Origin of the sequence: Streptococcus sciuri (genome assembly GCF_024814375.1) — a bacterium.
Taxonomy (GTDB): Bacteria; Bacillota; Bacilli; order Lactobacillales; family Streptococcaceae; genus Streptococcus; species Streptococcus sciuri.
This window is the reverse complement of the sequence record NZ_JANUXX010000001.1, coordinates 101,945-125,382: the sequence shown is the minus strand read 5'-3', so window position 1 is coordinate 125,382 and position 23,438 is coordinate 101,945. Positions and strand designations below refer to the sequence as shown.

Annotated in this window: 17 protein-coding genes, 1 other RNA gene and 1 riboswitch; of the genes, 5 read left to right on the top strand and 13 right to left on the bottom strand. The window is 38.3% G+C overall.

All coding sequences use genetic code 11. The features are described from left to right. The first annotated feature begins 10 nt into the window (after nt 1–10). The 3 genes from nrdE (at nt 11) to thiT (ending at nt 3,987) form a co-directional block, all read left to right on the top strand. Nucleotides 11–2,170, top strand: coding sequence for a class 1b ribonucleoside-diphosphate reductase subunit alpha (gene nrdE / locus NXS10_RS00605; RefSeq protein WP_259136558.1), 2,160 nt, complete (start codon nt 11–13; stop codon nt 2,168–2,170). Between the two features lie 90 nt (nt 2,171–2,260). Next, nucleotides 2,261–3,232, top strand: a complete 972-nt coding sequence (gene nrdF / locus NXS10_RS00600; RefSeq protein ID WP_259136556.1) for a class 1b ribonucleoside-diphosphate reductase subunit beta — start codon at nt 2,261–2,263, stop codon at nt 3,230–3,232. A gap of 40 nt (nt 3,233–3,272) precedes the next feature. Then, nucleotides 3,273–3,369, top strand: a riboswitch (TPP riboswitch). Nucleotides 3,370–3,426: 57 nt separating this feature from the next. Then, nucleotides 3,427–3,987 (top strand): energy-coupled thiamine transporter ThiT, encoded by a 561-nt coding sequence (thiT, locus tag NXS10_RS00595; RefSeq protein WP_259136553.1) that lies wholly within the window; start codon nt 3,427–3,429, stop codon nt 3,985–3,987. Between the two features lie 87 nt (nt 3,988–4,074). Here thiT and alaS read toward each other — a convergent pair whose 3' ends face one another. The 9 genes from alaS to NXS10_RS00555 all read right to left on the bottom strand — a co-directional run bounded on the left by alaS (nt 4,075) and on the right by NXS10_RS00555 (nt 17,682). Beyond that, entirely contained in the window at nt 4,075–6,693 is a 2,619-nt protein-coding gene (gene alaS, locus NXS10_RS00590; protein ID WP_259136551.1) for an alanine--tRNA ligase, read from the bottom strand. A gap of 669 nt (nt 6,694–7,362) precedes the next feature. Beyond that, on the bottom strand, nt 7,363–7,620 hold the full coding sequence (locus tag NXS10_RS08610) for an N-6 DNA methylase (RefSeq protein WP_373317973.1): 258 nt from the start codon (nt 7,618–7,620) through the stop codon (nt 7,363–7,365). Nucleotides 7,621–7,735: 115 nt separating this feature from the next. Further along, nucleotides 7,736–8,770 (bottom strand): UDP-glucose 4-epimerase GalE, encoded by a 1,035-nt coding sequence (galE, locus tag NXS10_RS00585; RefSeq protein ID WP_259136548.1) that lies wholly within the window; start codon nt 8,768–8,770, stop codon nt 7,736–7,738. Nucleotides 8,771–9,402: 632 nt separating this feature from the next. Then, nucleotides 9,403–10,413 (bottom strand): peptidylprolyl isomerase PrsA, encoded by a 1,011-nt coding sequence (locus tag NXS10_RS00580; RefSeq protein WP_259136545.1) that lies wholly within the window; start codon nt 10,411–10,413, stop codon nt 9,403–9,405. Nucleotides 10,414–10,498: 85 nt separating this feature from the next. Continuing rightward, on the bottom strand, nt 10,499–11,209 hold the full coding sequence (locus tag NXS10_RS00575; RefSeq protein WP_259136541.1) for an O-methyltransferase: 711 nt from the start codon (nt 11,207–11,209) through the stop codon (nt 10,499–10,501). 49 nt (nt 11,210–11,258) lie between these two features. Continuing rightward, complete coding sequence (locus NXS10_RS00570) at nt 11,259–11,921, bottom strand: HAD-IA family hydrolase (RefSeq protein WP_259137308.1); 663 nt, start codon at nt 11,919–11,921, stop codon at nt 11,259–11,261. 155 nt (nt 11,922–12,076) lie between these two features. Further along, nucleotides 12,077–13,879 carry an oligoendopeptidase F gene (gene pepF / locus NXS10_RS00565; RefSeq protein WP_259136539.1) on the bottom strand — a complete coding sequence of 601 codons (1,803 nt, stop codon included), beginning with the start codon at nt 13,877–13,879 and terminating at the stop codon, nt 12,077–12,079. Between the two features lie 11 nt (nt 13,880–13,890). Further along, nucleotides 13,891–14,838 carry a competence protein CoiA gene (locus NXS10_RS00560; RefSeq protein WP_259136537.1) on the bottom strand — a complete coding sequence of 316 codons (948 nt, stop codon included), beginning with the start codon at nt 14,836–14,838 and terminating at the stop codon, nt 13,891–13,893. A gap of 48 nt (nt 14,839–14,886) precedes the next feature. Beyond that, nucleotides 14,887–17,682 (bottom strand): DNA methyltransferase, encoded by a 2,796-nt coding sequence (locus NXS10_RS00555; RefSeq protein WP_259136535.1) that lies wholly within the window; start codon nt 17,680–17,682, stop codon nt 14,887–14,889. 181 nt (nt 17,683–17,863) lie between these two features. On the opposite strand from NXS10_RS00555, the gene ssrA reads away from it, so the two are divergent. Together ssrA and NXS10_RS00545 are read left to right on the top strand one after the other, a co-directional pair. Further along, nucleotides 17,864–18,214: a transfer-messenger RNA gene (gene ssrA / locus NXS10_RS00550) on the top strand. Between the two features lie 158 nt (nt 18,215–18,372). Then, nucleotides 18,373–18,984, top strand: a complete 612-nt coding sequence (locus NXS10_RS00545) for a DUF3862 domain-containing protein (protein ID WP_259136533.1) — start codon at nt 18,373–18,375, stop codon at nt 18,982–18,984. A gap of 578 nt (nt 18,985–19,562) precedes the next feature. On the opposite strand, the gene lepA is transcribed toward NXS10_RS00545, so the two are convergent. The 4 genes from lepA to NXS10_RS00525 all read right to left on the bottom strand — a co-directional run bounded on the left by lepA (nt 19,563) and on the right by NXS10_RS00525 (nt 23,437). Further along, nucleotides 19,563–21,386, bottom strand: a complete 1,824-nt coding sequence (lepA, locus tag NXS10_RS00540) for a translation elongation factor 4 (RefSeq protein ID WP_259136531.1) — start codon at nt 21,384–21,386, stop codon at nt 19,563–19,565. A gap of 122 nt (nt 21,387–21,508) precedes the next feature. Then, nucleotides 21,509–21,925 (bottom strand): nucleoside-diphosphate kinase, encoded by a 417-nt coding sequence (gene ndk / locus NXS10_RS00535; protein ID WP_259136529.1) that lies wholly within the window; start codon nt 21,923–21,925, stop codon nt 21,509–21,511. A 107-nt stretch (nt 21,926–22,032) separates the two neighbouring features. After that, nucleotides 22,033–22,689: a TIGR01906 family membrane protein gene (locus NXS10_RS00530; protein ID WP_259136527.1), complete on the bottom strand. Its 657-nt coding sequence runs from the start codon at nt 22,687–22,689 to the stop codon at nt 22,033–22,035. Next, nucleotides 22,664–23,437 (bottom strand): TIGR01457 family HAD-type hydrolase, encoded by a 774-nt coding sequence (locus NXS10_RS00525; protein ID WP_259136525.1) that lies wholly within the window; start codon nt 23,435–23,437, stop codon nt 22,664–22,666. The genes NXS10_RS00530 and NXS10_RS00525 overlap by 26 nt, the downstream gene beginning before the upstream one ends. Nucleotide 23,438 lies beyond the last annotated feature (1 nt).

Below are 23,438 nucleotides of genomic sequence, written 5' to 3'. Positions count from 1 at the left end.
AGGAAATCCTATGAGCTTAAAAAACTTGGGTGATGTATCATATTTTCGCCTAAACAATGAAATCAATCGTCCCATCAATGGACAAATCCCACTTCATAAAGATAAAGAAGCCTTACGGGCATTTTTTGTTGAAAATGTGAAGCCAAATATGATGCCATTTGACAGTATCACAGATAAAATCAACTATCTTGTTAAACATGACTATATTGAGAGCTCCTTTATCAATAAGTACACTCCTACATTTATCGAAAAGCTCTCACAAGACTTAAAACAGCACAAATTTCGCTTTAAGTCCTTTATGGCAGCCTATAAATTTTATCAACAATATGCCCTCAAAACAAATGATGGTAATTATTATTTAGAAAACATTGAAGATCGTGTCCTTTTTAATGCCCTCTACTTTGCTGATGGTAATGAACAGCTAGCTTGCGACTTAGCTGTTGAGATGATTAATCAACGCTATCAACCTGCTACACCTAGCTTTTTAAATGCTGGTCGTAGTCGCCGCGGAGAATTTGTTTCTTGTTTTCTCATTCAAGTGACAGATGATATGAACTCTATCGGACGCTCAATCAACTCAGCACTGCAGTTATCTCGTATCGGTGGAGGTGTTGGTATTTCGCTCAGCAATCTGCGCGAAGCTGGATCACCGATTAAGGGCTATGCTGGCGCAGCATCTGGCGTTGTGCCCGTCATGAAACTGTTTGAGGATAGTTTTTCTTATTCTAATCAACTGGGACAACGTCAGGGAGCTGGCGCAGTTTACTTAGATGTATTCCACCCAGATATTCTCAACTTCCTCTCAACTAAAAAGGAAAATGCCGACGAAAAAATACGTGTCAAGACCTTATCACTAGGTATCACCGTTCCTGATAAATTTTACGAGCTAGTGCGTAAAGATGCTGATATGTACCTTTTTAGCCCTTACTCTATTGAACGTGAGTATGGTGTACCTTATAACTATATCGATATTACAGCTAAATATGATGAACTGGTAGAAAATCCAAATATCGTCAAATCCAAAATCAAGGCGCGTGATTTGGAAACAGAAATTTCAAAACTCCAACAAGAATCTGGCTACCCTTATATTATCAATATCGACACTGCTAACCGTCACAATCCTATTGATGGTAAAATCATCATGTCTAACCTTTGTTCTGAGGTACTGCAAGTCCAAAAGCCAAGCCTTATCAACGATGCTCAAGAATATGAAGTCATGGGGACAGACATTTCATGTAACCTCGGTTCTACCAATATTGTCAATATGATGACCTCCCCAGACTTTGGACATTCTATAAGAACGATGACACGTGCTCTTACTTTTGTAACAGATAACTCAAATATTGAAGCCGTACCAACTATAAAAAATGGTAACCAGCAAGCACACACGATTGGTCTTGGAGCAATGGGATTACATTCCTACTTTGCACAACATCATATCCACTATGGTAGCAAGGAATCTATCGAATTTACCGATATTTACTTCATGTTGATGAACTATTGGACACTAGTTGAATCCAACAATATAGCCCGTGAACGCAAAACAAGCTTTGTTGGTTTTGAAAAATCTGACTACGCTAATGGTTCTTACTTTGATAAGTATATAATGGGAGACTTTGTCCCAAAATCAGAGCAAGTCAAAAAACTCTTTAAAGGGCACTTTATCCCACAGGCGAAAGATTGGATTGCCCTACGTGATGCAATTATAGCAGATGGGCTTTATCATCAAAATCGCTTAGCTGTAGCACCTAATGGTTCTATCAGCTATATCAATGACGTATCGGCCTCACTTCATCCCATCACACAACGTATCGAAGAGCGCCAAGAAAAGAAAATCGGAAAAATCTACTACCCTGCTTTCGGTTTGTCAACTGATACGATTCCTTACTACACTTCTGCTTACGATATGGACATGCGAAAGGTGATTGATGTCTATGCTGCAGCGACAGAACATGTTGACCAAGGTCTTTCTCTCACATTATTCTTGCGTAGTGAAATTCCTGAAGGTCTCTACGAGTGGAAGAAACAATCTAAACAAACTACACGAGATCTCTCTATCCTACGCAACTACGCTTTTAATAAAGGGGTCAAATCTATTTACTACATTCGCACTTATACAGATGATGGCGATGAGGTAGGAGCTAATCAATGTGAAAGTTGCGTTATCTAATAATATACAACTTTTGAGGAAACAGCCAAAAAGTTGTTACAAAAACTATAACACATCTGATTGTATCATGTTTTACCAAAGGAGAATAGAATGCCGACTTACTATGAAGCTATTAATTGGAATGAAATTGAAGATATTATCGATAAGTCTACATGGGAAAAATTAACTGAGCAATTTTGGTTAGACACACGTATCCCCCTGTCTAATGATCTCGATGATTGGCGCAAGCTCTCAGATACCGAAAAAGACTTGGTAGGAAAAGTATTTGGAGGGCTGACTTTACTTGATACCATGCAATCTGAATCTGGCGTTGAAGCTATCCGATCTGATGTCCGTACACCGCACGAAGAAGCCGTCCTCAACAACATCCAATTCATGGAGTCTGTCCACGCTAAATCTTATTCATCTATCTTTTCAACCCTAAATACTAAATCTGAAATTGAGAGCATCTTTGAGTGGACTAATAACAATGAATACTTACAAGAAAAGGCGCATATTATTAACGATATCTATCAAAATGGCAGTGCCTTACAAAAGAAAGTTGCCTCAACTTATCTTGAGACTTTCCTGTTTTACTCTGGCTTTTTTACACCACTCTATTATCTTGGTAATAATAAGCTAGCTAACGTCGCTGAAATCATCAAGCTTATCATACGAGATGAGTCTGTGCATGGTACCTATATCGGCTATAAGTTCCAATTGGGCTTTAATGAATTATCTGAGCAAGAACAAGAAGACTTTCGTGAATGGATGTATGATCTCCTCTATCAGCTCTACGAAAATGAAGAAAAGTACACTCACACACTATACGATGCAGTTGGCTGGACTGAAGAAGTGATGACTTTCTTGCGCTACAATGCTAACAAAGCGCTTATGAACCTTGGGCAAGATCCACTCTTTCCCGATACAGCAAACGACGTTAACCCTATTGTCATGAATGGTATCTCAACAGGTACATCTAACCATGACTTTTTCTCACAAGTTGGTAATGGCTACCTCCTTGGAACTGTTGAAGCCATGACAGATGATGACTATCTCTATGGCCTTGATAAAACAAATTAATTGACAAAATGTGTTTTTCTTGCTAAATTAACAGTAATTACATATCACAAAGGAGTGCTTTGAGCTGAGATCGCATTTGCGAAATCCTCTAACCTGATCTCGTTAGGACGAGCGTAGGGATTGTGACATTAACGGTTAAATATACTATTTGAACGCAAGACACAAAACTCCTTTCTGATTTGAGAGGAGTTTTTATGTCAACATCATCAAACAGCAGAGCACTTATAGAGACAGCTCTCTTTGCCGCTTTGGCTATGGTTTTATCTTTTATCCCCGACTTTGCTTCATGGATTACACCATCTTTTGGTGCCATTCCTCTTATTTTTATCTGCCTACGCCGTGGACTCAAGCATGGTTTGGTAAGCGGCTTTATCTGGGGACTCTTGCACTTTATTCTTGGAAAAGTCTACTATCTCAATCTTAGCCAAGTCATCATTGAGTACCTTATCGCCTTTACAGTCATGGGGCTTGCAGGGCTTTTTGCTAATCGTTTTCAGAAACAACTAAAAACACAGCGAAAATATGAAGCTCTTACAACAGTTTATCTAGCTTCTTTTATCGCCTGTGCTGTACGCTATTTCTTTCACTTTGTGGCTGGATTCCTCTTTTGGGGGTCTTATGCTCCAAAAGGCATGGGTGCTGTCTGGTACTCTCTGACAGTGAACGTTCCTGCCGGTCTTGCCACATGGATTATTGTCGTTGTCTGCTTGACGGCATTAACCCTATCCTACCCTCACTTATTTGAGATTGACTAACAAAAACAGACTTATCATAAATTGGTTTTTGTTTACACAATGATTCAAACGATATAAAAAAAACGAACATAAAGTTCGTTTTTTTCGTCAAAGTTTCTCTCCAATCGATGCAAGAAGTTTGTGGACAGCAGAAACATCACTACCTCCTGCCATTGCCATATCAGGTTTACCACCACCACGACCATTGACAATTGGAGCAATAGTTTTGATAAGATTGCCAGCATGAACATCACCTGATTTGCTTGCCACAAGGATGTTCACCTTGTCACCGATAACAGCCGCTAGAACCAATACATCTGAGTAATCTTGCTGTTTCCATTTGTCTGCCAAAGTACGAAGTGCACCAGCATCAGATACAGAAACTTGAGCCGCAATATAGCGTTTACCTGCTGCTTCTCTGACCTCCTTAAAGATGTCGCTAGCTACTGCAACTACTGCTTTTTCTTTCAAACTTGTGTTTTCTTTTTGGAGCTTATGAACTTGCTCTTGAAGCGTTGCGACTTTACTTGGAACTTGTTGCAATTGCGGTGCTTTAAGCGTTTGAGCAATTGACTTGAGTGCTTCTTCCTCTTTACGGAATGCCATGTAAGCTTCACGCCCTGTCACCGCTAAAATACGACGTGTTCCAGATCCAATCCCCTCTTCTTTGATAATTTTAAAGATGCCAATTTCAGATGTATTATTAACGTGTGTACCTCCACACAGCTCAATAGAATAATCACCTATGGTCACGACACGGACTTCTTTACCGTATTTTTCACCAAAGAGTGCCATAGCTCCCATTCCTTTAGCAGTATCAATATCGGTCTCAATAGTAGTTATAGGAATTGCTTCCCAAATTTTCTCGTTGACTTCACGCTCAATACACTTGAGTTCCTCTGTACTCACCGCCTCAAAGTGAGTAAAGTCAAAACGCAAAAAATCAGTTTCATTGAGAGAGCCTGCTTGTGTAGCATGTTCTCCTATGATATGATGAAGCGCAGCATGCAATAAATGTGTCGCCGTATGATTTTTCATGACACGTTGACGACGTTTTTTATCAATAAGCAAACGATAAGTCTCACCAATAGCAAGGGAGGCACGAACTTCTACGGTATGAAGTGCTTGACCATTTGGCGCTTTTTGAACATCTGTCACCTGAGCAAGGACTTCGCCTTTGGCATTTTGAATAACTCCATGGTCAGCTACTTGCCCTCCCATCTCAGCGTAGAAAGGAGTATTATCAAAAACGAGAAGTGCCTGACCTTCAGAAACCATTTCTGTGCGTTTATTATCGCTGATAATAACAGACAGTGTCCCTTCCAACTCTTGATGTTCATAGTCAAAGTTTGATGGCTCTGTAATGCCTGATAATGTTTCGTTTTGCATCCCCATTGAACCACCTTTGACAACATTAGCGCGCGCACGTTCTTGTTGCTCTTTCATGGCAGCTTCAAAGCCAGCATGGTCAATCTTAAAGCCTTGATCCTGTGCTAACTCCTCTGTCAACTCAACTGGAAAACCGTAGGTGTCATAGAGTTTGAAAATAGCTTTACCATCGAGTGTATCCTTATGTGCAGCCTTTAGTTCTGTTAGTAAATCATCAAGCATACTAGATCCAGCATCTATGGTACGAGCAAACGTTTCCTCCTCACGTTTGATGATCTTTTCAATGAAATCACGTTTTTCGAGAATCTCTGGATAATAACTTTGCATAATTTGCCCAACGGTTGGAACGAACTTGTAAAGGAAAGTATCTTTAATACCGAGGCGACGCCCATGCATAACAGCACGACGCAGCAAACGACGAAGAACATAACCACGCCCTTCATTTCCAGGAAGCGCTCCATCACCGATAGCAAAAGCAAGTGAGCGGATGTGGTCAGCAATGACCTTAAAGCTCATATTATCTCCATCTGGGTCATAGGTTTTGCCTGACAGCTTTTCGATTTCACGGATAATCGGCATAAAAAGATCCGTTTCAAAATTTGTCTTAGCCCCCTGAATAACCGCTACTAAGCGTTCTAAACCAGCACCCGTATCAATATTTTTATGTGGTAATTCTTTGTACTCACTACGTGGTATAGATGGATCAGCATTAAATTGAGATAAGACAATATTCCAAATTTCGATATAACGGTCATTTTCAATATCTTCTTTTAAAAGGCGAATACCAATATGCTCTGGATCAAAATCTTCACCACGGTCAAAGAATATTTCTGTATCTGGTCCAGAAGGTCCTGCACCGATTTCCCAGAAATTGTCTTCAATTGGAATCAAATGGCTAGGTTCTACTCCCATCTCAATCCAGCGATTATAAGAATCTTTATCATCTGGATAGTAAGTCATATAAAGCTTATCTTTTGGAAAATCAAACCATTCAGGGCTTGTTAGCAATTCATATCCCCAAGCAATCGCCTCATCCCGGAAATAATCACCGACTGAAAAGTTTCCAAGCATTTCAAACATCGTATGATGACGAGCGGTCTTACCAACATTTTCAATATCATTTGTACGAATAGCTTTTTGTGCATTGGTAATGCGGGGATTTTCAGGGACAACAGAACCATCAAAATATTTTTTCAGGGTTGCAACTCCAGAGTTAATCCAAAGAAGTGTTGGATCATTGACAGGGACAAGATTAGCTGATGGCTCAATGCTATGTCCTTTTGATTTCCAAAAATCTAACCACATCTGACGCACTTGTGCGCTGGTCATCTGTTTCATAAAATTGTACTTCCTTTCTGCGTAGACGATGGCAGTTGATGTCTAATCACATTCTTTCACACACCTATCATAGATAGAAAATATCAGGTATTCAATGCAACTAACAACACCTACAGAGCCACCGCAATACTGTTTCAAAAAAAGACAAGTCATCTCACGAAGGGCGAAAAACCGCGGTACCACCTTCATTCAATGAACTTGTCATTCTCATTTATCTTTATATTATGACTATCAAGTAGCCAACTATCACACTGTCCTTGGCTCGCAACGACCGCCAATTTTCTGTCTCTAGTGTTTGAAAGTATCCTCTTGATAATAGGCGCTACAGCACCACATTTCTTTTCATTATACAGTCTTTTAAATCTTAAGTCAAGTAAAATTCTAATTAATTATATATTCCAATAATCAGGTGGTAATGATAAAACTTGATTATTGGAAGTGTGTTTCAACTTCAATTTGTTCAAAAATACCACTTTCACGTTGTGCATTTCATTTTATTTTAAAAATATAATTATGCTGTAGGTAATTAAACTATACAAACGAATCAAATTGACTGATTTCTTTACGATTAAAGAATGCGTTTAACCAGTAAGCCTCTAATCCATTTTCCTCACTCCAACAATTATTTGCATCTGAACGTCCATATTTCTTGGTCTTTACAAATTTATCTCACCAATAACCAAACCATGTTTCTTTAAGTGGCGGATGTGGAACATGAGCAGTCATTACAATCCCAACTGTAACCACGGATGTCTTACTATTAGAGAATAGTTCCTCTGGCAAAGAGACAACTGCTTCAAGTGTATGATTTTTTAATAATTCTTTTTTATATTCGTAATCAATACCAGTAGTATCTGTAACAACAGTAGCAGGAACTAAAGCAATTACAGTTCCTTTTCTTTTTACTGCGCTGAGGTTTGAAAATATAAATTTCCACTCACTGATTGGAATATATAACTCATTAAGACTGTGTATGTTTTTTTGAAAAATAGCACCACATTTATATCAAAAGATTCCTCTAATGTATCTTTTTGACTTCTTTTTATTCTTCATTGAAACCATTTGGATGTTTCTGTTGCCACCTCCACGTATCTTGGCACATTTTCATAATATCATACCTTGGCTTCCATCCCAGTAGCTCTTCTGCTTTTGAAATATCTGCAAGTGATTTGTCAATATCTCCTGGTCTGCGATCAGTTACTTTATAGGGAATTGACTCCCCAATGACTTCTTCAAGATGATGTAAGATATCAAATACACTATACCCAATACCACTTCCTAAATTAATTGCTTCATAAAGTCCTTTGTTGTTACTAAAAATGTATTCTAAAGCTTTTCTATGACCATATGCTAAGTCATTAATATGGACATAATCTCTAATACAAGTACCATCAGGTGTATTATAATCAGTTCCAAATATATTTAGAAATGGTAGCTTTCCAACTGCAACTTGTGTAATGTAAGGAACAAGGTTATTCGGAATTCCATTTGGATCCTCTCCTAAATCTCCACTTTCATGTGCACCCAATGGATTAAAATACCTTAGACAAACAATTTTCCAATTTGAATTTGAAATAAACAAGTCTTTCAACATCATTTCTATAAATTGTTTCGTTCGCCCATATGGACTAGAAGCGTTTAGAGTATTCCATTCATGAAACGGCATTTCGGAGATAGTCTCATAGACCGTTGCTGAGGAGCTAAAAACAAAGTTAAAAACCTTATATTTTTCCATTAATTTAAGAAGGTTAATAGTTGAGAATAAGTTATTTTCATAATACATTAACGGATTAATCACCGATTCACCTACAGCCTTATAACCTGCAAAATGAATAACACCATCAAAACGATGTTTTTGAAAAACTTTTTCTACTCTGGTAATATCTTTCAAATCAATTTTATAAAAAGATAAACTGTCATTCTGCTTCGATAATTTTTTAATAGTACCAATAACTTTTTCGCTGGCATTGCTCAAATCATCAATAATGACAACTTCATAGCGGTGCTCTAAAAGTTCTAAAACAGTGTGTGAACCAATGTAGCCGGCTCCACCAGTTACCAATAACGTTTTTTTCATCTCAATTCTCCCAACTTTTGATACCATTCATTTGAAATTTATCCTGATTAAAAATAACTTTCCTAATATTTACAATCCTTATTTTTTAAAATGAATTTCTGATTTTTAAAATTCAACCGCCTTGTGAAAAGCTAAAAAGTAGATTCAAATTAATAAATAAAGATTCGAAACATAAGATATGATTGAAAAATTGTAATAACAATCTCCAATAAAAATCAGATTGCAATTTACTCTTTTCTATTCTAAATTCTCAATCATCTTCTTCACCTATTTTCTGACTATTATTAATTTTACTTCTTATCTGATTTTGAGTCAAGAAAAAGTCAGTAAATCATATTTTACCTTACCTAGCTGACTTTTATCATATTATCTTAGTTTGAACATTCAACCACGTTTTAAGAATCAACTCTTCTATCACAAGACCAACCTTTTGTTGCTTTATAGATAGAATCATTAAATGTCTTGACTGTCTTTGTTTGGCACATAATTTTTCTGGTCTGACTATTTCAAATGACATCTCTTCGTAACATTTTCATCATCGAAAACATAGAAAAAGAGAACAATTTTCATTGCTCTCTTGGGTTATAAAACTATTTTTATTAATTTTTCAAAACTTTAGACACTTCTCTTGACTACTCAGAAGCTGCGCTACTTTCTTCAGTTGAGCTAGCTTCTGAACTTGCTTCACTAGATGATGAGTTTGAACTGCTTGAAGAACTTGATGAAGAAGATGTACCACTTGAACTGTTATTGATATAAGCAGACATGATACTACTGAAAGCAGTATCTTTCACCTTAACATTAGCTTTTTTAAGCGCATTTGCGATAACCTGATTTTGGAAGCTTTGATCTGATTTCTTCTCGTTTAAAATGACTTGTTTCAACTGACTCTTGTAATCTTTCCAATTGGATTTTTTTGTTTCACGACTCGTCACTTTCACAATATAATAAGAAGAACTACTTGATTCCGAAACAGTGATAACATCCGAAACACTATTAACATCTTGTGATAAAGCAGCGCTCAATACTGCTGATGGTAAAGTTGAGCTCGTCGTTGCCGAGTTAACGGTGTATTCGTATTTCTTATCTGACTCAGTTGTTTTTTCCTTAGCAATGCTTGCAAAGTCAGCACCATCTGCTCTAGCTTCTTCAAGGACTGATTTTGCTGTATCTTCAGAATCTAGTTTGATAACTTGAATCTTGGTGTCAGGGACATAGTTTTTGAAAGCAGCCTTATAGTTTTTGGTCGTCAATTCCTTTTTCGCCGCTTCACTGACTGCAGCTTCAACAAGTAATTGCACACGCAACTGTTGCTTATAAGTTTCTGCTGTCAAACCTTGTTGAGCAAGGATTGCAGAGAAGTATGTTCCGTACTGTTCAGCGACTTTGTTATAAGCTTGACTCACTTTTTTATCACTGACCTTATCGCCATACTGTTGCTGAAGAACTCTCTGAAGGGTCAACGTCAACACAGCTTGTTGTGTTGCTGAATTACTTTTAACTTGATTATACACGTCTGAAACAGTAATAGTATCACCTTTCATCGTAATGACAGAAGAATCTTTTGATGATGAGCAAGCAGTCAGTGTTGCTATAGACAATAAGGTAACGAGTCCTGCTGCGATTTTACGGCTTTTTTTCATTGTTATATTTATCTCCTTCACTGATATGTACTAATGGTAGCATACACCAATCCTAATTAGTATATCATATTTTCTTAAAACATGCTTAATTTTCTGGTAGCATAACTTCCTCTTTATTTTTACGCAGAATGAGCAGCCCATCTCCTAGTGGTACAAGTGAAGCAGTTAAAGCTGGATTATCTAAAGTAGCGTCAAATAAACGTTGTAATCCTCGATAAATCGTCCGCTGTCCTCTCCTAACCTCTAAAATAGGTCTTGCGACATCACCACCTTGAAAAATATCATCAAGAACCACCACACCACCTACAGGCATGTGCTTGAGAATCTCTGGTAAAAAGACGATATACTTCGATTTTGCAGAGTCCATGAAAACAAAATCATAGTAGCTTTCTAAATGCATTAAAAGCTCCGCTGCTTCTCCCTCAAGCAAGGTGATTTGCCCTCTCTTGTCATATTTTGCAAAATTTTCTTTCGCTAAAGCAATCATCTCAGGATTACGATCAATTGTTGTGATATTGGCTTCTTTAGCATTATTAGCCATCAAAAGGGCTGAAAATCCTATAGCTGTGCCAATTTCTAAGATATTTTTAGGTTGTAGCATTTGCATTAACAAACGAAAGTAAGCTACCGTTTCATGTGGAATGATAGGGATATTCTCTTGTCTTGCAAAAACTTCTAGCTCAGCCAAAAATCCTGCAGGTTGCTGCTGGCGTTCTCGCATGAAACGAACAATCTCTTCTTTAACCACAGGTCGACGCATATTGTGATTAGCATTTTTTGAATATGAATGAACCATAAGTACCATTATATCAAAAAATAACAAACTTCGCTGAAAGTTTTTTGGATTAGATGGTGTTTTTAGCTGAACCGTCTATCTGGATTTCATTTTCTTTTGAAAACAAAGTCTTAATTTCTAACAAATCTTGAATGTTTTGATTGATGAGATTTGTGGGTTGAGTCAAATTGATAGAGAAAATACCAGCATTTCTAGCCACTTCAACATCTAGTTTTCGATCTCCTATATAATAGGTTTCGCTTGGTTTAAGATTGTATTTTTTCATAAGATAATGAATACCTTCTGGATGAGGTTTACGCTCAAAACCTGAATCACCTGTCAAAATTTCTGTGAAATAATGCTTAATGCCTAAATTCTCTAAAACAGCTTGCGTGCTTATGCCTTTGTGTGTATACATAAACTGTTGGATACCATGATAATCTGCCCAAGCAAGCGTCATTTTAGCTGATGGTACAAGTTTGATACTATCATCACGTTTAGTTTGTTCATCACTAAAGAAATCTCTTAACTGCGATAAGGCAATACCTGTTTCTTTAGATTTTTTCTCCAAAAGTTGCCCCACAGACTCTTGTAAAATATAAGCGTAGATAGTCTTTTTGTCCCAATCATGAAAATCATACGCCTTATAAGTCACCTCGAGCGCTTTCATAATGGCTTGGTACGAATCAATTAATGTCCCATCTAAATCCCAAATAAATGCTGTCATAATCAACCTTTCCAAATACACTTCGTTTCTTTTTAGCAGTTGTTAAAAGAATAAAACAGAACTTATTGTAACATTTTCAGAATTTCAAAACAACGCTTGGAATAACAAGTTCTCTAATCTATCCTAAAAAATTCCCTTAGTTAGCTCTAAGGGAATTTAGATTATAAGTGAACACCATCTGCCACTAATTGTTCAAGTTCAATAAGGCGTTCTTCAAAAACTTTGAAAGCTGCTGTGAGATAGTCCTTACTTTCCATATCCACACCGGCTTTTTTAATGACATTGAGCGGATAGTCAGAGTTTCCAGCTTTGAGGTAATTGAGATAAGCCTCCTTATCAGCTTCTTCACCGTGGACAATGCGTTCAGCTAAGTAGCTAGCTGCTGCGAAGCCTGTCGCATACTGAAAAACATAATAGTTGTAGTAAAAATGTGGAATTCTTGCCCATTCATACTGGATAAAATGATTATCCTCTTTTTTAAGCCCATAATATTTTTCATTGAGGTCAGCATAGAGAGTATTAAGATATTCACTTGTTAGAACCACACCATCTTGATCCGCTTGATGAATAGCTTGCTCGAACTCAGCAAACTGTGTTTGACGAAAGACTGTACCTTTGAAACCGTCTAAGTAATGATTTAAAATCGCAAAGCGTTTTTTAGGATCTGACTCTTCTTTCAACAACGTTTCAGTCAAAATATTTTCATTAGTAGTTGAAGCTATTTCAGCCAAGAAAATGCTGTAATCTCCATAAACGTAAGGCTGATTAGTTCGAGTAAAGGTTGAGTGAATACTGTGTCCTGTCTCATGAACAAGCGTAAAAAGATTGTCCAAAGTATCCTGCCAGTTGAGCAAAATAAACGCATTAGTATCATAAGAACCACCAGAATAAGCACCTGAGCGTTTACCTTTATTTATCTTGACATCAACCCAACGTTCGCTAAAAGCACGTTTCACTTGTGTGAGATAATCCTCACCAAAAACAGACAACACTTCCTGCGCTTTCTTGAGAGCTTGCTCATAGCTATAAGCCATATCCATCTCTGATAATGGTGTGTAGAGGTCATACATCCTCAAGTTTTCAAGACCTAACACTTGTTGGCGTAAAGCAACATAGCGATGTAATAAAGGCAAGTACTCATTGACCGTCTCAACTAACGTGTCATAGACACTTTCTGGAATGAAGTTGCCAGCTAGAGCAGCTTGTCTAGCTGAGTTATATTTACGCACACGCGCATCGAAATTGTGTACTTTAACATTTGTCTGTAGGGTCTTAGCATAAGTATGTTGATAGTGTTCGTAAACACTGTAAAGTCCTTCATAGGCATCTCGTCTAACTTGTCGATCTTTGGACTCCATCAGACTGATGAAATTTCCATGACTTAACTGAACAGCATTACCTGCTTCATCCTTGACAAATGGAAAGACAATATCGGCATTATCGAGGATTTCAAAAGTCTCACTACTTGCGTTGAAAATCTCACTCGCACCTGCTAGTAGCTCTTCTTCTGCTTGTGTGAGGACATGTTTTTGACGTTTGAACAGTTTTTCAAAGAAATGACTATAGCGCTTCAAATCTGGTGTTTCTTTTAAAAACTGCGCATAGGTATCCTCATCAAGTTTCATAAATTCTGGCTCATAAAAAGAGAAAACCTCACTGAACTTAGCATAAAGTGCCGTTGCTTTTGCTTGAAACTCCTGATACTTTGCGACTGTCGTATCTTGGTCATTTTTCATAGAGGCATAGACATAAACTTTTTCTAAACGACGGGATAAGGCTAGATTTGATTCAGTAATATCTAGCAAACGCTGCCCTGAATCTAGCAAATGCCCAGCATAAGATTTTGCCTCATCGATAGCTTCTGAAAGAGCTTCTATTTCCTGAATCCACACCTCATCACTCTCAAAAACAGTGCTCAAATCCCACTGATACTTCTTATCAATCATTGATCGGTTATCTGACATCATTTCTCTCCTTAACCTTTAGTTTCCTTTATTTTACCATAAAATGCTGGCGAATAAAGCATTTGTATAGAATTATAGCCTAGCTTTTGATAGTAGCTGTAAAAAGACTGATAAAACCAAGTCAAATCCTCAGTGACAAGACAAAGCTGACGGTTATCAAATGGTCGTACTTGCGGAAAAAATGCTGACAGAGGTTGTCCAAGTAGATTACTACCAGAAAGATAGGCTTGCTCTTGTTTTCTTAACCAATAGCGATTTCCATTATAAATCTGTCGCTGAATATAGGTCAGAAGCTTCTCATCCTGCTTGACACTATAGTGGCTCACTGCCTGAGCCTGATAAGGGAGACGTAAAAAAGCAAGCACATCCTCATCAAACGAACAAGTCTTCGTTAAATGGTAAACTTGTCCTTTTAGGTCTTGATAAATGAGATATTTGAGTCTGATAAGGCGTTTTCTGTCATCAAGTTCAAAATAATAAAATCCCATATTTCTTGAAAATTGTAAAAACTGTTGTTGCAAAGAAGAGATACGTTTACCTAACCACAATTTTTTGCCCAACAACCATACGACATGAATACCTGATTGATGATAAGCTTGGCTACGCTCTATGAGGCGTTTTTCAGATAAACGGCTACACTGCACCTCAAGCGCTAGACGATTGCCCACCCAGACATCTGCAATTTGACCGATTTCATCCAAAACGTGTTCTACTGCCACTTCTACCTTTTTAGATAATGATTTATAGAGTTCGGCTTTTAAGTTTAGATGTTCGGCAGATTCATTTTCACTATAAAAGTGACACGCTTTAAGGCTGATATGTGCAAAATGTGGACGCATAACCTTACCAACCTTGAGTCTGACAGGTTGCTTACAGGCAGGACAGGAAAAAGCCTGCTTTTTAGGGATTTTCTCCAATACTGTTACCAGTTGATTTTCGCTATCGTATGCTACTAACATCAACACACCTCCTACTAGACTATTCGGAGAATAGCAATGAAAGCGTTCTTATTTCGTCATTTCTTCGTACATTTCAAAAAGCCGTGCCACCGTCTCACCCTCAGATAGCCATGTTTTCTTGCCATCTACAACTTTGATTAGTCCGTAAGCAGTCATAACCGCTTTATCGTTGGCCTGATGAGCTTTTCTAAGTTCAACAGGCATTGTCAAATCGTTATACAAGTCGGCAAGACTAGCGTTTGGGTAGAGGGCGCGTGCATCAAGAATAGCCTGAGCAGTCTGTGTGATTTTTTTCTGAGTGCTCTTATCTGCATTTACCCATGGAAAATTATTGTAGACAACCTTATTAGAATAAATATAATCTGATTTCAGTCTACCTGCCACTGCTCGCATCCAAGCCATGTGAACATTAGAAGTCAGAATGCCAAAATGGCATAGACTAGTATTTGGAATTATCTGTACTGCATTACTTGGAACTGTCTTTGGTGTAAGATACCCTATTGGGATATAACGACGATTCTCTGAACTAATAGTAGGGACAATTAAATAATCACTTGTTGGCTGTCTGTTTTCTTGAAATAGATGTGGAGTATCTGCACATTTCTGTGTTGCTTTCTTAGAGCTAGCTAATCGTGTCTCCCTAACAGCTACTAACCTTTGTTTCACAAGAGGCATTTGATTTAATTCACTAGGACTAGCATCAATAAGCCATAAACAATACCTAGGAATATTATTGATAAATTCTTTCGATCCTAAATATGGTTTTATAAATTTCTTCGCTTGAGGCTCCTTCTTTATAAACGCATTGTATTCTTCTTCTGAAAATAAAAGATTTCCTCCATCTGTGGACTGGCTTCCTTTATGCATTTGTAACTGAGTGGAAATCGGCTTGCTCCTACTTTCAAGGAAAATGGTCGGACTCTCTATCAGATAAGGTGAGATTTCTTGTACTTCTTTTACACTATTTCCTAAAAAGAGATATTTCGGAAATGTTTCTTGATTACCAAAACCTATAATAACACAGTGAACTGCTGCTTTTTCGCTTGCTTCACTTTCCCACTTAAAAGTTTGATAGGCAAAGTTTATTTTTATGTTAAAAAGCTCAACAAGAGGACGCCAAACAAATTCCACTTGTTCCCCTTGAGTGATTGAATTTGTAGAAACAAAGGCTGTTTGTACGCTTGTTCCTTGCATTAGCTGACTAGCTTTATAAAACCAGCCTGCGACAAAATCTAATTTTCCTGCCCACTTATAAGGCTTTCCTTTTTCATCAAGATAAACTGATTTAATAGCTTCTTTTTGAACTTTAGTTTGCAAAGTATAGCCCACAAACGGCGGATTGCCGATAATGTAGTTGAGCTTTTCTTTTGGTACAATTGTCTCCCAGTCAAGAGTCAGAGCGTTGCCCTCGACAATATTGGTATAAGATTTGAGCGGTAAAAAATCTAGCTCCGCATAGACAATTTCTTTCGTTGCTTCTAGCATCTGACTTTCTGCTATCCAGAGCGCTGTTTTAGCGACTGATACCGCAAAGTCATTGATTTCTATGCCATAGAACTGATTGATTTTGACTTGAACCAAGTTCAGTTCCTGAACGTCCAAGTGTACGCTATCCCCCATATAAAGCTTGATAGCTTCGTTTTCTAACCGACGTAAACTGATGTAAATCTCTGTTAGAAAATTCCCCGACCCACAAGCAGGATCAAAGAAGATCAAACTAGACAATTTCGATTGGAATTGCTTTGCTCTTTGCTCAACAATCTTTGGTGTTTTGAATTGGCGAATAGTGTTGAGTTCATCTCTTAACTCATCTAAAAAGAGAGGATCTATCACTTTATGGATATTCTCAATAGAGGTATAGTGCATGCCACCACTTCGTCTGGTTTCAGGGTTTAAGGTGCTTTCAAACACCGCACCAAAAATGGTTGGGCTGATGTTTGACCAATCAAAGCTAGAGGAGGCACGTTTTAAAAGCAAATCACGCAAGTCATCTGTAAAGCTAGGAATTTCAATATTTTTCTCCGCAAACATTCCCCCATTGACATAAGGAAAAGCTGCTAAATCCTCCTCCAAATAAGGATTCCTATCTTTAATCGGTGTATCTAGCACCTCAAAAAGTTCTATGAGCGCTTTTCGCATCTGCTTACTTGAAAACTGCACCAAGTAATCATGAAACATAGACTTACGTCCAAAGATACCAGCATCTTCTGCATAGAGGCAGAAAACTAAGCGGACAATAAGCTGATTAATAGCGTGCAAACTCTCTGGGCTTTCAGGGTTGATATATTGTTTGAGTAGTGTTTTATAGATATCACCTACAATCTCACCAGCTTGCATGGAAATCTGCTTCTCACGCTCTAAGTGTTCATTGGTCTTGTCCACCAAAAACTCAAGGCGGTAAAATTCCTTGTCAAGGTCATCCAGCGTAATTACTATGGCTTCACTGTTGGGCTTCTCCATATCATAGACGTAAAATTCTCTAAAGTTACAGGTCACAATCCAACGTGGACGCTTAGAGTAAGCTAAGTTAGCAGAATAACGCTTTGCTTGTTGAAAAGGAGTCAAAAAAGAACCATCTGACTGTTTAATGCCTTTGTTTAAGTCTTTATTAGCCCCTTTTTGTTCAATCAAAACCTTAGTTTTATCGATGTAGCCATCAATAAAACTGGTGTGATCAAGCATAACCTTGTCTTCAAAAGTGATATAGGTCTCAGGGTTTTCGATTCCATAGACTGAACGTAAAAGGTCAAGCCAAAAAGACTGACTATCTTGACGTTCATTCCCACGATTTTCCCAACGTTTGATAAAAGCTTTTGCTTGCTGTTTTTGCTGACTATTTTTCACTTTACTTAATGCTTTCTTTTTTCTCTATTATATCATCAAAACCGCTAAATTATACTATCAAAATCATTTAAAAAATCCTGACCTAGAAAGTGTCAATTATTTTCAAAATATGTCTGCCTTTTACACGGTTTTGACTTGCTTTCTTTCATCTGCTTTGCTATACTATATGTTATGATGTTTTGGGGTCGTTTTGGATTCGACAGGCATTATGAGACATATTTGGCAACTCATCGGCGGATGTAAAATTGCCAGTTAAATATAACTGCAAAAAATAACACTTCTTACGCAGTAGCTGCCTAAACACCAGCCTGCGTGACTTTCTACAGATTGTTTGCGTTTGTTAGAGAGTCTTATTGATAAGCAAACTACGTTTAGCCATTGTCTAGTTGGCTAAAAAGAGATTAATAGGCTCGCTCCAGAGAGGCTTGAGCTATGTGTCGCTTTTGAGTTAAATGAAAAACATAGCCTATGGTTGTAGATGAATATGTTGGCAGATGTTTGGACGTGGGTTCGATCCCCACCGGCTCCATTCGTTTGATATAAAAAAGCGATCGCCCTCATCAAGGGGCTTTTTTGATGAAAGTCTCCTATTTATATTATTATCAGAATATAACAAGTCACCTTCTATGCTTGTTAAAAACTTATGATATAATACTAGTATCAAAGAAATCGTATAAAAAAGGAAATCGCATGAAAAAATTAGGTCGGTTAATACTAGTGTGTGTGTTTAGCGCTGGGCTTGTTGCCTGCACACCTCAAAAACAGTCACAAACAAACTCATCTACCGTAACCAAGGTCTCTAATGTCCCTGTCAAACACCAAGATGTACGGCTTGCTTTTAATAATATTACATTAGGAACTGTAGATTCTAACTTTACTGGTGGTACTAATTTAGAGCAGTTAAAAGCGATGTTTGGCGATCCTGCTCAAACTTTTCAAACACCTGCTGGTGACGTGACACTCGATGGTTATACTTGGCAATTTGATAGTGTAACTGTTACAGTTTATCTCCTACATGATAGTGCGATTTCACGCTCTATCTCAAACTTTAATTTTATCCGTTACAATACCATAACACCAGACAAAATTGCTAAGATCACAGACAATATGACCTTTCAACAAGCTATTGACCTACTAGGACAACCCGACACCTACTCTGAGTCTTCTTCGTCTGAACATGTCAAACTGCAAGCTATATGGATTAGCGGTATCAAAGGAACTGATAATAAAACTACTCCTCAAATTACCCTCGATTTTATCAATAATCAACTCACTCATAAATCAATCGTTGGAATTAAATAATAGCAACGTCAAGACAAAAGCCAGCAACTTTAGATAGTGCTGGCTTTTTTAATTTAGGATATACCCTAGTTTATATTCTTGAGGTCTTAGTACTAATCGTTCATAAAATCACTTGAAGCCTTCGTTACCTTCCCAAACATCTGATATGCTATTATAGCACCCCAAACCCTTGGAAAAGGCAAGCTCAAACTAGTACAACTGCTCAACAATGTTTTGCCCACGCGCCTTTTCATCAACACACAAGTCATCAATAAACAAAGTTTTATACGTTTTTTTCTTCAATCACTGTAAAGAGTGTCCTAATAGCTCACCATGATTCTCCTCATACACAAATATAGAACGCTTCTCACCGTTTATTAGTGTTAGCAGCTCTTCGATGGTAAATTTGCTACCTTTAGCTTCAAAAATATCCAATCGAAGCTTGTGATGGTGTTCTAAAATCTGTACTAATAAAGCTTCAATGCTGGAATATCTTCTCTTACTGCGTAACGAATTGGCATGGTCTATTTCCTTTCTAAGAATGTTACGTCCACTCTATAATCAGTACTTTAGACTGACCCTCTTTTAAGAAACCATCTTTACTCATCATCCATGCTCAAGACGCTAAGAAAGGCCTCTTGGGGAACTTCGACGCTTCCGATAGCTTTCATGCGTTTCTTACCAGCCTTTTGCTTTTCAAGGAGTTTGCGCTTCCTTGAGACGTCCCCTCCGTAACACTTAGCAAGGACATTTTTACGGAGAGCTTTGATGTCGGTTCGAGCCACAATCTTGTGCCCAATCGCCGCTTGAATCGGCACTTCAAATTGCTGGCGAGGGATAATTTTCTTAAGCTTATCAACAATCAATTTTCCACGCTCATAGGCAAATTCCTTATGCACGATAAAACTGAGAGCATCGACCTTATCGCCATTTAGGAGAATATCCATTTTGACCAGTTTTGACACCCGATACTCAGAAATTTCATAGTCAAAGCTGGCATAACCACGAGTGGAGGACTTAAGTTTGTCAAAGAAATCAAAGACAATCTCCGCCAGTGGGATTTGATAAATGACATTGACTCGATTATCGTCAATATAATCCATGGTTACAAAATCGCCACGCTTTCTTTGAGCCAATTCCATGACAGCCCCAACAAATTCCTGCGGTACCATGATTTGAGCTTTAACATACGGTTCTTCAATCGAGATAATCTTGGTCGAATCTGGAAATTCACTCGGATTGGATACATCTAGGCTTTCTCCATCGGTCATATTGACCTTATAAATAACGCTTGGCGCTGTCATAATCAAGTCAATATTAAACTCTCGCTCCAAGCGCTCTTGAATAACATCCATGTGGAGCAAGCCCAAAAATCCACAGCGAAATCCAAATCCTAGAGCCTGCGAAGTTTCTGGTTCAAATTGTAAACTAGCGTCATTAAGCTGAAGTTTTTCCAAAGCCTCCCGCAAGTCGTTGTATTTATTGGATTCGATAGGATAAAGGCCCGCAAAAACCATGGGATTCATCTGCTTGTAGCCAGAAAGTGACTCGTCTGCTGGATTGTTGGCCAAAGTGACTGTATCACCAACACGGGTATCTTGAACGGTCTTAATAGAGGCTGCGATATAGCCAACGTCACCTGTCGCCAAATAGTTCCGACCCACAGCTTTAGGGGTAAAAATACCGACTTCGGTTACATCAAAGGTCTTGCCATTGCTCATTAGCTGAATGGTATCTCCAGGCTTAACCATTCCGTCCATGACCCTCACTTGTAGGATAACTCCACGGTAGCTGTCATAGACGGAGTCAAAAATCAAGGCTTTGAGGGGAGCAGCGACGTCGCCTGTCGGAGCGGGAACCTTCTCCACAATTTGTTCAAGGATTTCTTCAATTCCGATACCAGACTTAGCAGAAGCCAAGACTGCATCGCTAGCATCCAGACCAATCACGTCCTCAATCTCCGTCCGAACCCGCTCAGGATCTGCTGCAGGCAGATCAATCTTATTGATGACCGATATGATTTCTAAATCGTTATCTAAAGCTAAGTAGACATTAGCAAGGGTCTGAGCCTCAATTCCTTGAGCCGCATCAACCACCAAAATCGCCCCCTCACAGGCTGCTAAGGAACGAGACACCTCATAAGTAAAGTCCACATGCCCCGGCGTATCAATCAAGTGGAAAATATAAGTTTCACCATCTTTTGCTGTATAATTGAGTTCAATAGCATTGAGCTTGATCGTAATTCCCCGCTCTCTCTCCAAGTCCATACTGTCCAGCAATTGATTCTGCATTTCACGACTAGAAACGGTTTCTGTCGCCTCCAAAATCCTATCTGCCAACGTTGACTTTCCATGGTCAATATGGGCAATAATAGAGAAATTACGGATTTTTTTCTGACGTTGTTTCAGTTCTTCAATATTCATATTATCTTCCTATACTAATATAGTCTTACCCACTATTATACCAAAAAGCATCAAAGACAGAAAGAGACAAATGACTTCTTTGTCCGCAAGCAAAAAAGTCTAGAGCAACCTAGACTTTTACTTTATTTTCCTAGCCAAAGAGCAATCTCGCGCTCAGCAGATGCTAGTGAGTCTGATCCATGAACAACGTTGAACGTTGCAGCTCCTTTTGCCGGACCCTGAGCAAAATCACCACGGATACTACCCAAAACTGCATCTTTAGGATTGGTTGCACCCATCATCGTACGCCATGTTTGGATAACGTCATTACCAGATATAACACCAATCACAATAGGCCCACTTGTCATATAATCAACAATCTGTGGGAAAAAGGGGCGATCAACCAAATCTTCATAATGCTTACGCAAAATGTCCTCAGTTGCCATACGTACTTCTAAATGTTCAATAGTAAAGGTACGACGCTCAATACGTGTCAAAATCTCTCCAACTAATCCTCTTTTGACACCATCAGGCTTGATGATAAAAAATGTTTGTTCCAAAATCATTACTCCTGTTCTTAATTATCACTTTCATTTTATCACATCCTTTGACAAATGTAAAAATAGCAAACAATCCAAAGCTGTGGGTATAACACGAATTACAAGTCTCACGCTTTTTCTAGTCTCTTTTTGAGCTGATAACGCGCAAGGCAGACCAAGCTCCAAAAAGTGAATTCATAGAGAAAGAAAAAGACAACAAAATAGTGTAAAAACAATTCTTCTGGTAAAATATAGATAACAGGATCAACCAGAGGGTCAAAAATCCAAGTTGTATCTTTCGGAAAAAGCACTTTATGAAAGAGAGTGAAAAAGTTATCAAATCCCACTAATACTGCCATTCCTAAAAAGAAAAGAGGTAGCATTGCCATCACAGTCAATATATACCAATAGCAAAAAAGACTTCTATGTTTTATCTGGCGATAGAAAAAGACGATAGCAAAAGGGCTAACCCCCATCGCTATTACATGTGCTAGTTGAAAGAGATGCTTGACATCCCTAAAGTGCTTTAATCCCATTGCAGATGAAGGAAAGTCAGCCATTGATAGCTTACTGATAAGAGGATTAGTCAGATAGGTCATAAGCTGATTAAAATTGTGCCAAATAGTATCTTTAGTCAAATCTACAACATCGGTCAAATGGAGAAAACCTATCTCAAAAGGATAAGTCAGCCAAGCAATACCAATAGTTGCAACAACACAAAGTGCCAAAAGCCAGAGTACACTAAAAGGAAACAGCCATCTACCTTTCATCAAATGTCCAATCATCTAAACTATCTAAGACAAAGTTAGGTCGGATTGGAAGTGTTGGTACTTCCTTTCTTTTCGTAAAACCAGTCAGGACAAGTAAGGTTGCAATATCATTTTTAATACCTGCTGTGATGTCCGTCATGTAGTTATCTCCCACCATAATCGCTTCGGAACGATCAACCCCCAGACGTTCAAGTGCTTTGTTCATGATAACAGCCTCTGGCTTTCCGATGATAATAGGCTTGATACGGGTCGCAGCTTCAAGAAAAGCCAAAAGACTACCTGCTCCTGGCATAAGCCCACGTTCTGTTGGAATGTTAAGATCGGGATTGGTACCGATAAAAACAGCTCCCCTTTGAATAGCAAGAGTCGCAGTAGCTAATTTATCATAAGTAACTTCCCAGTCCAACCCCACAACTACGTAAGCTGGGTGAGTCACATCCTCTTTGTAGCCAGCCTCTGCAATAGCTTCTTTAAGTCCTTGTGCACCGATAACATAGGCAGTCTTACCACGATTTGTATCATTCATATAGTCTACTGTTGCCATGGTAGCCGTATAAATACTCTCAAGCGGTGTGTCAACATGAAACTGGTTAGATAGCATATCTTGTATCATCTCTGGTGTTCGTGTCGTGTTATTGGTCACAAGCATATAAGGAATATGACGTTTTTGTAGGTTTTCAATAAATCGCTCACCCGCAGGGATACGCTCATTCCCCTTATAAATCGTCCCATCCAAATCAATCAAATACCCTTGATAAGTCATA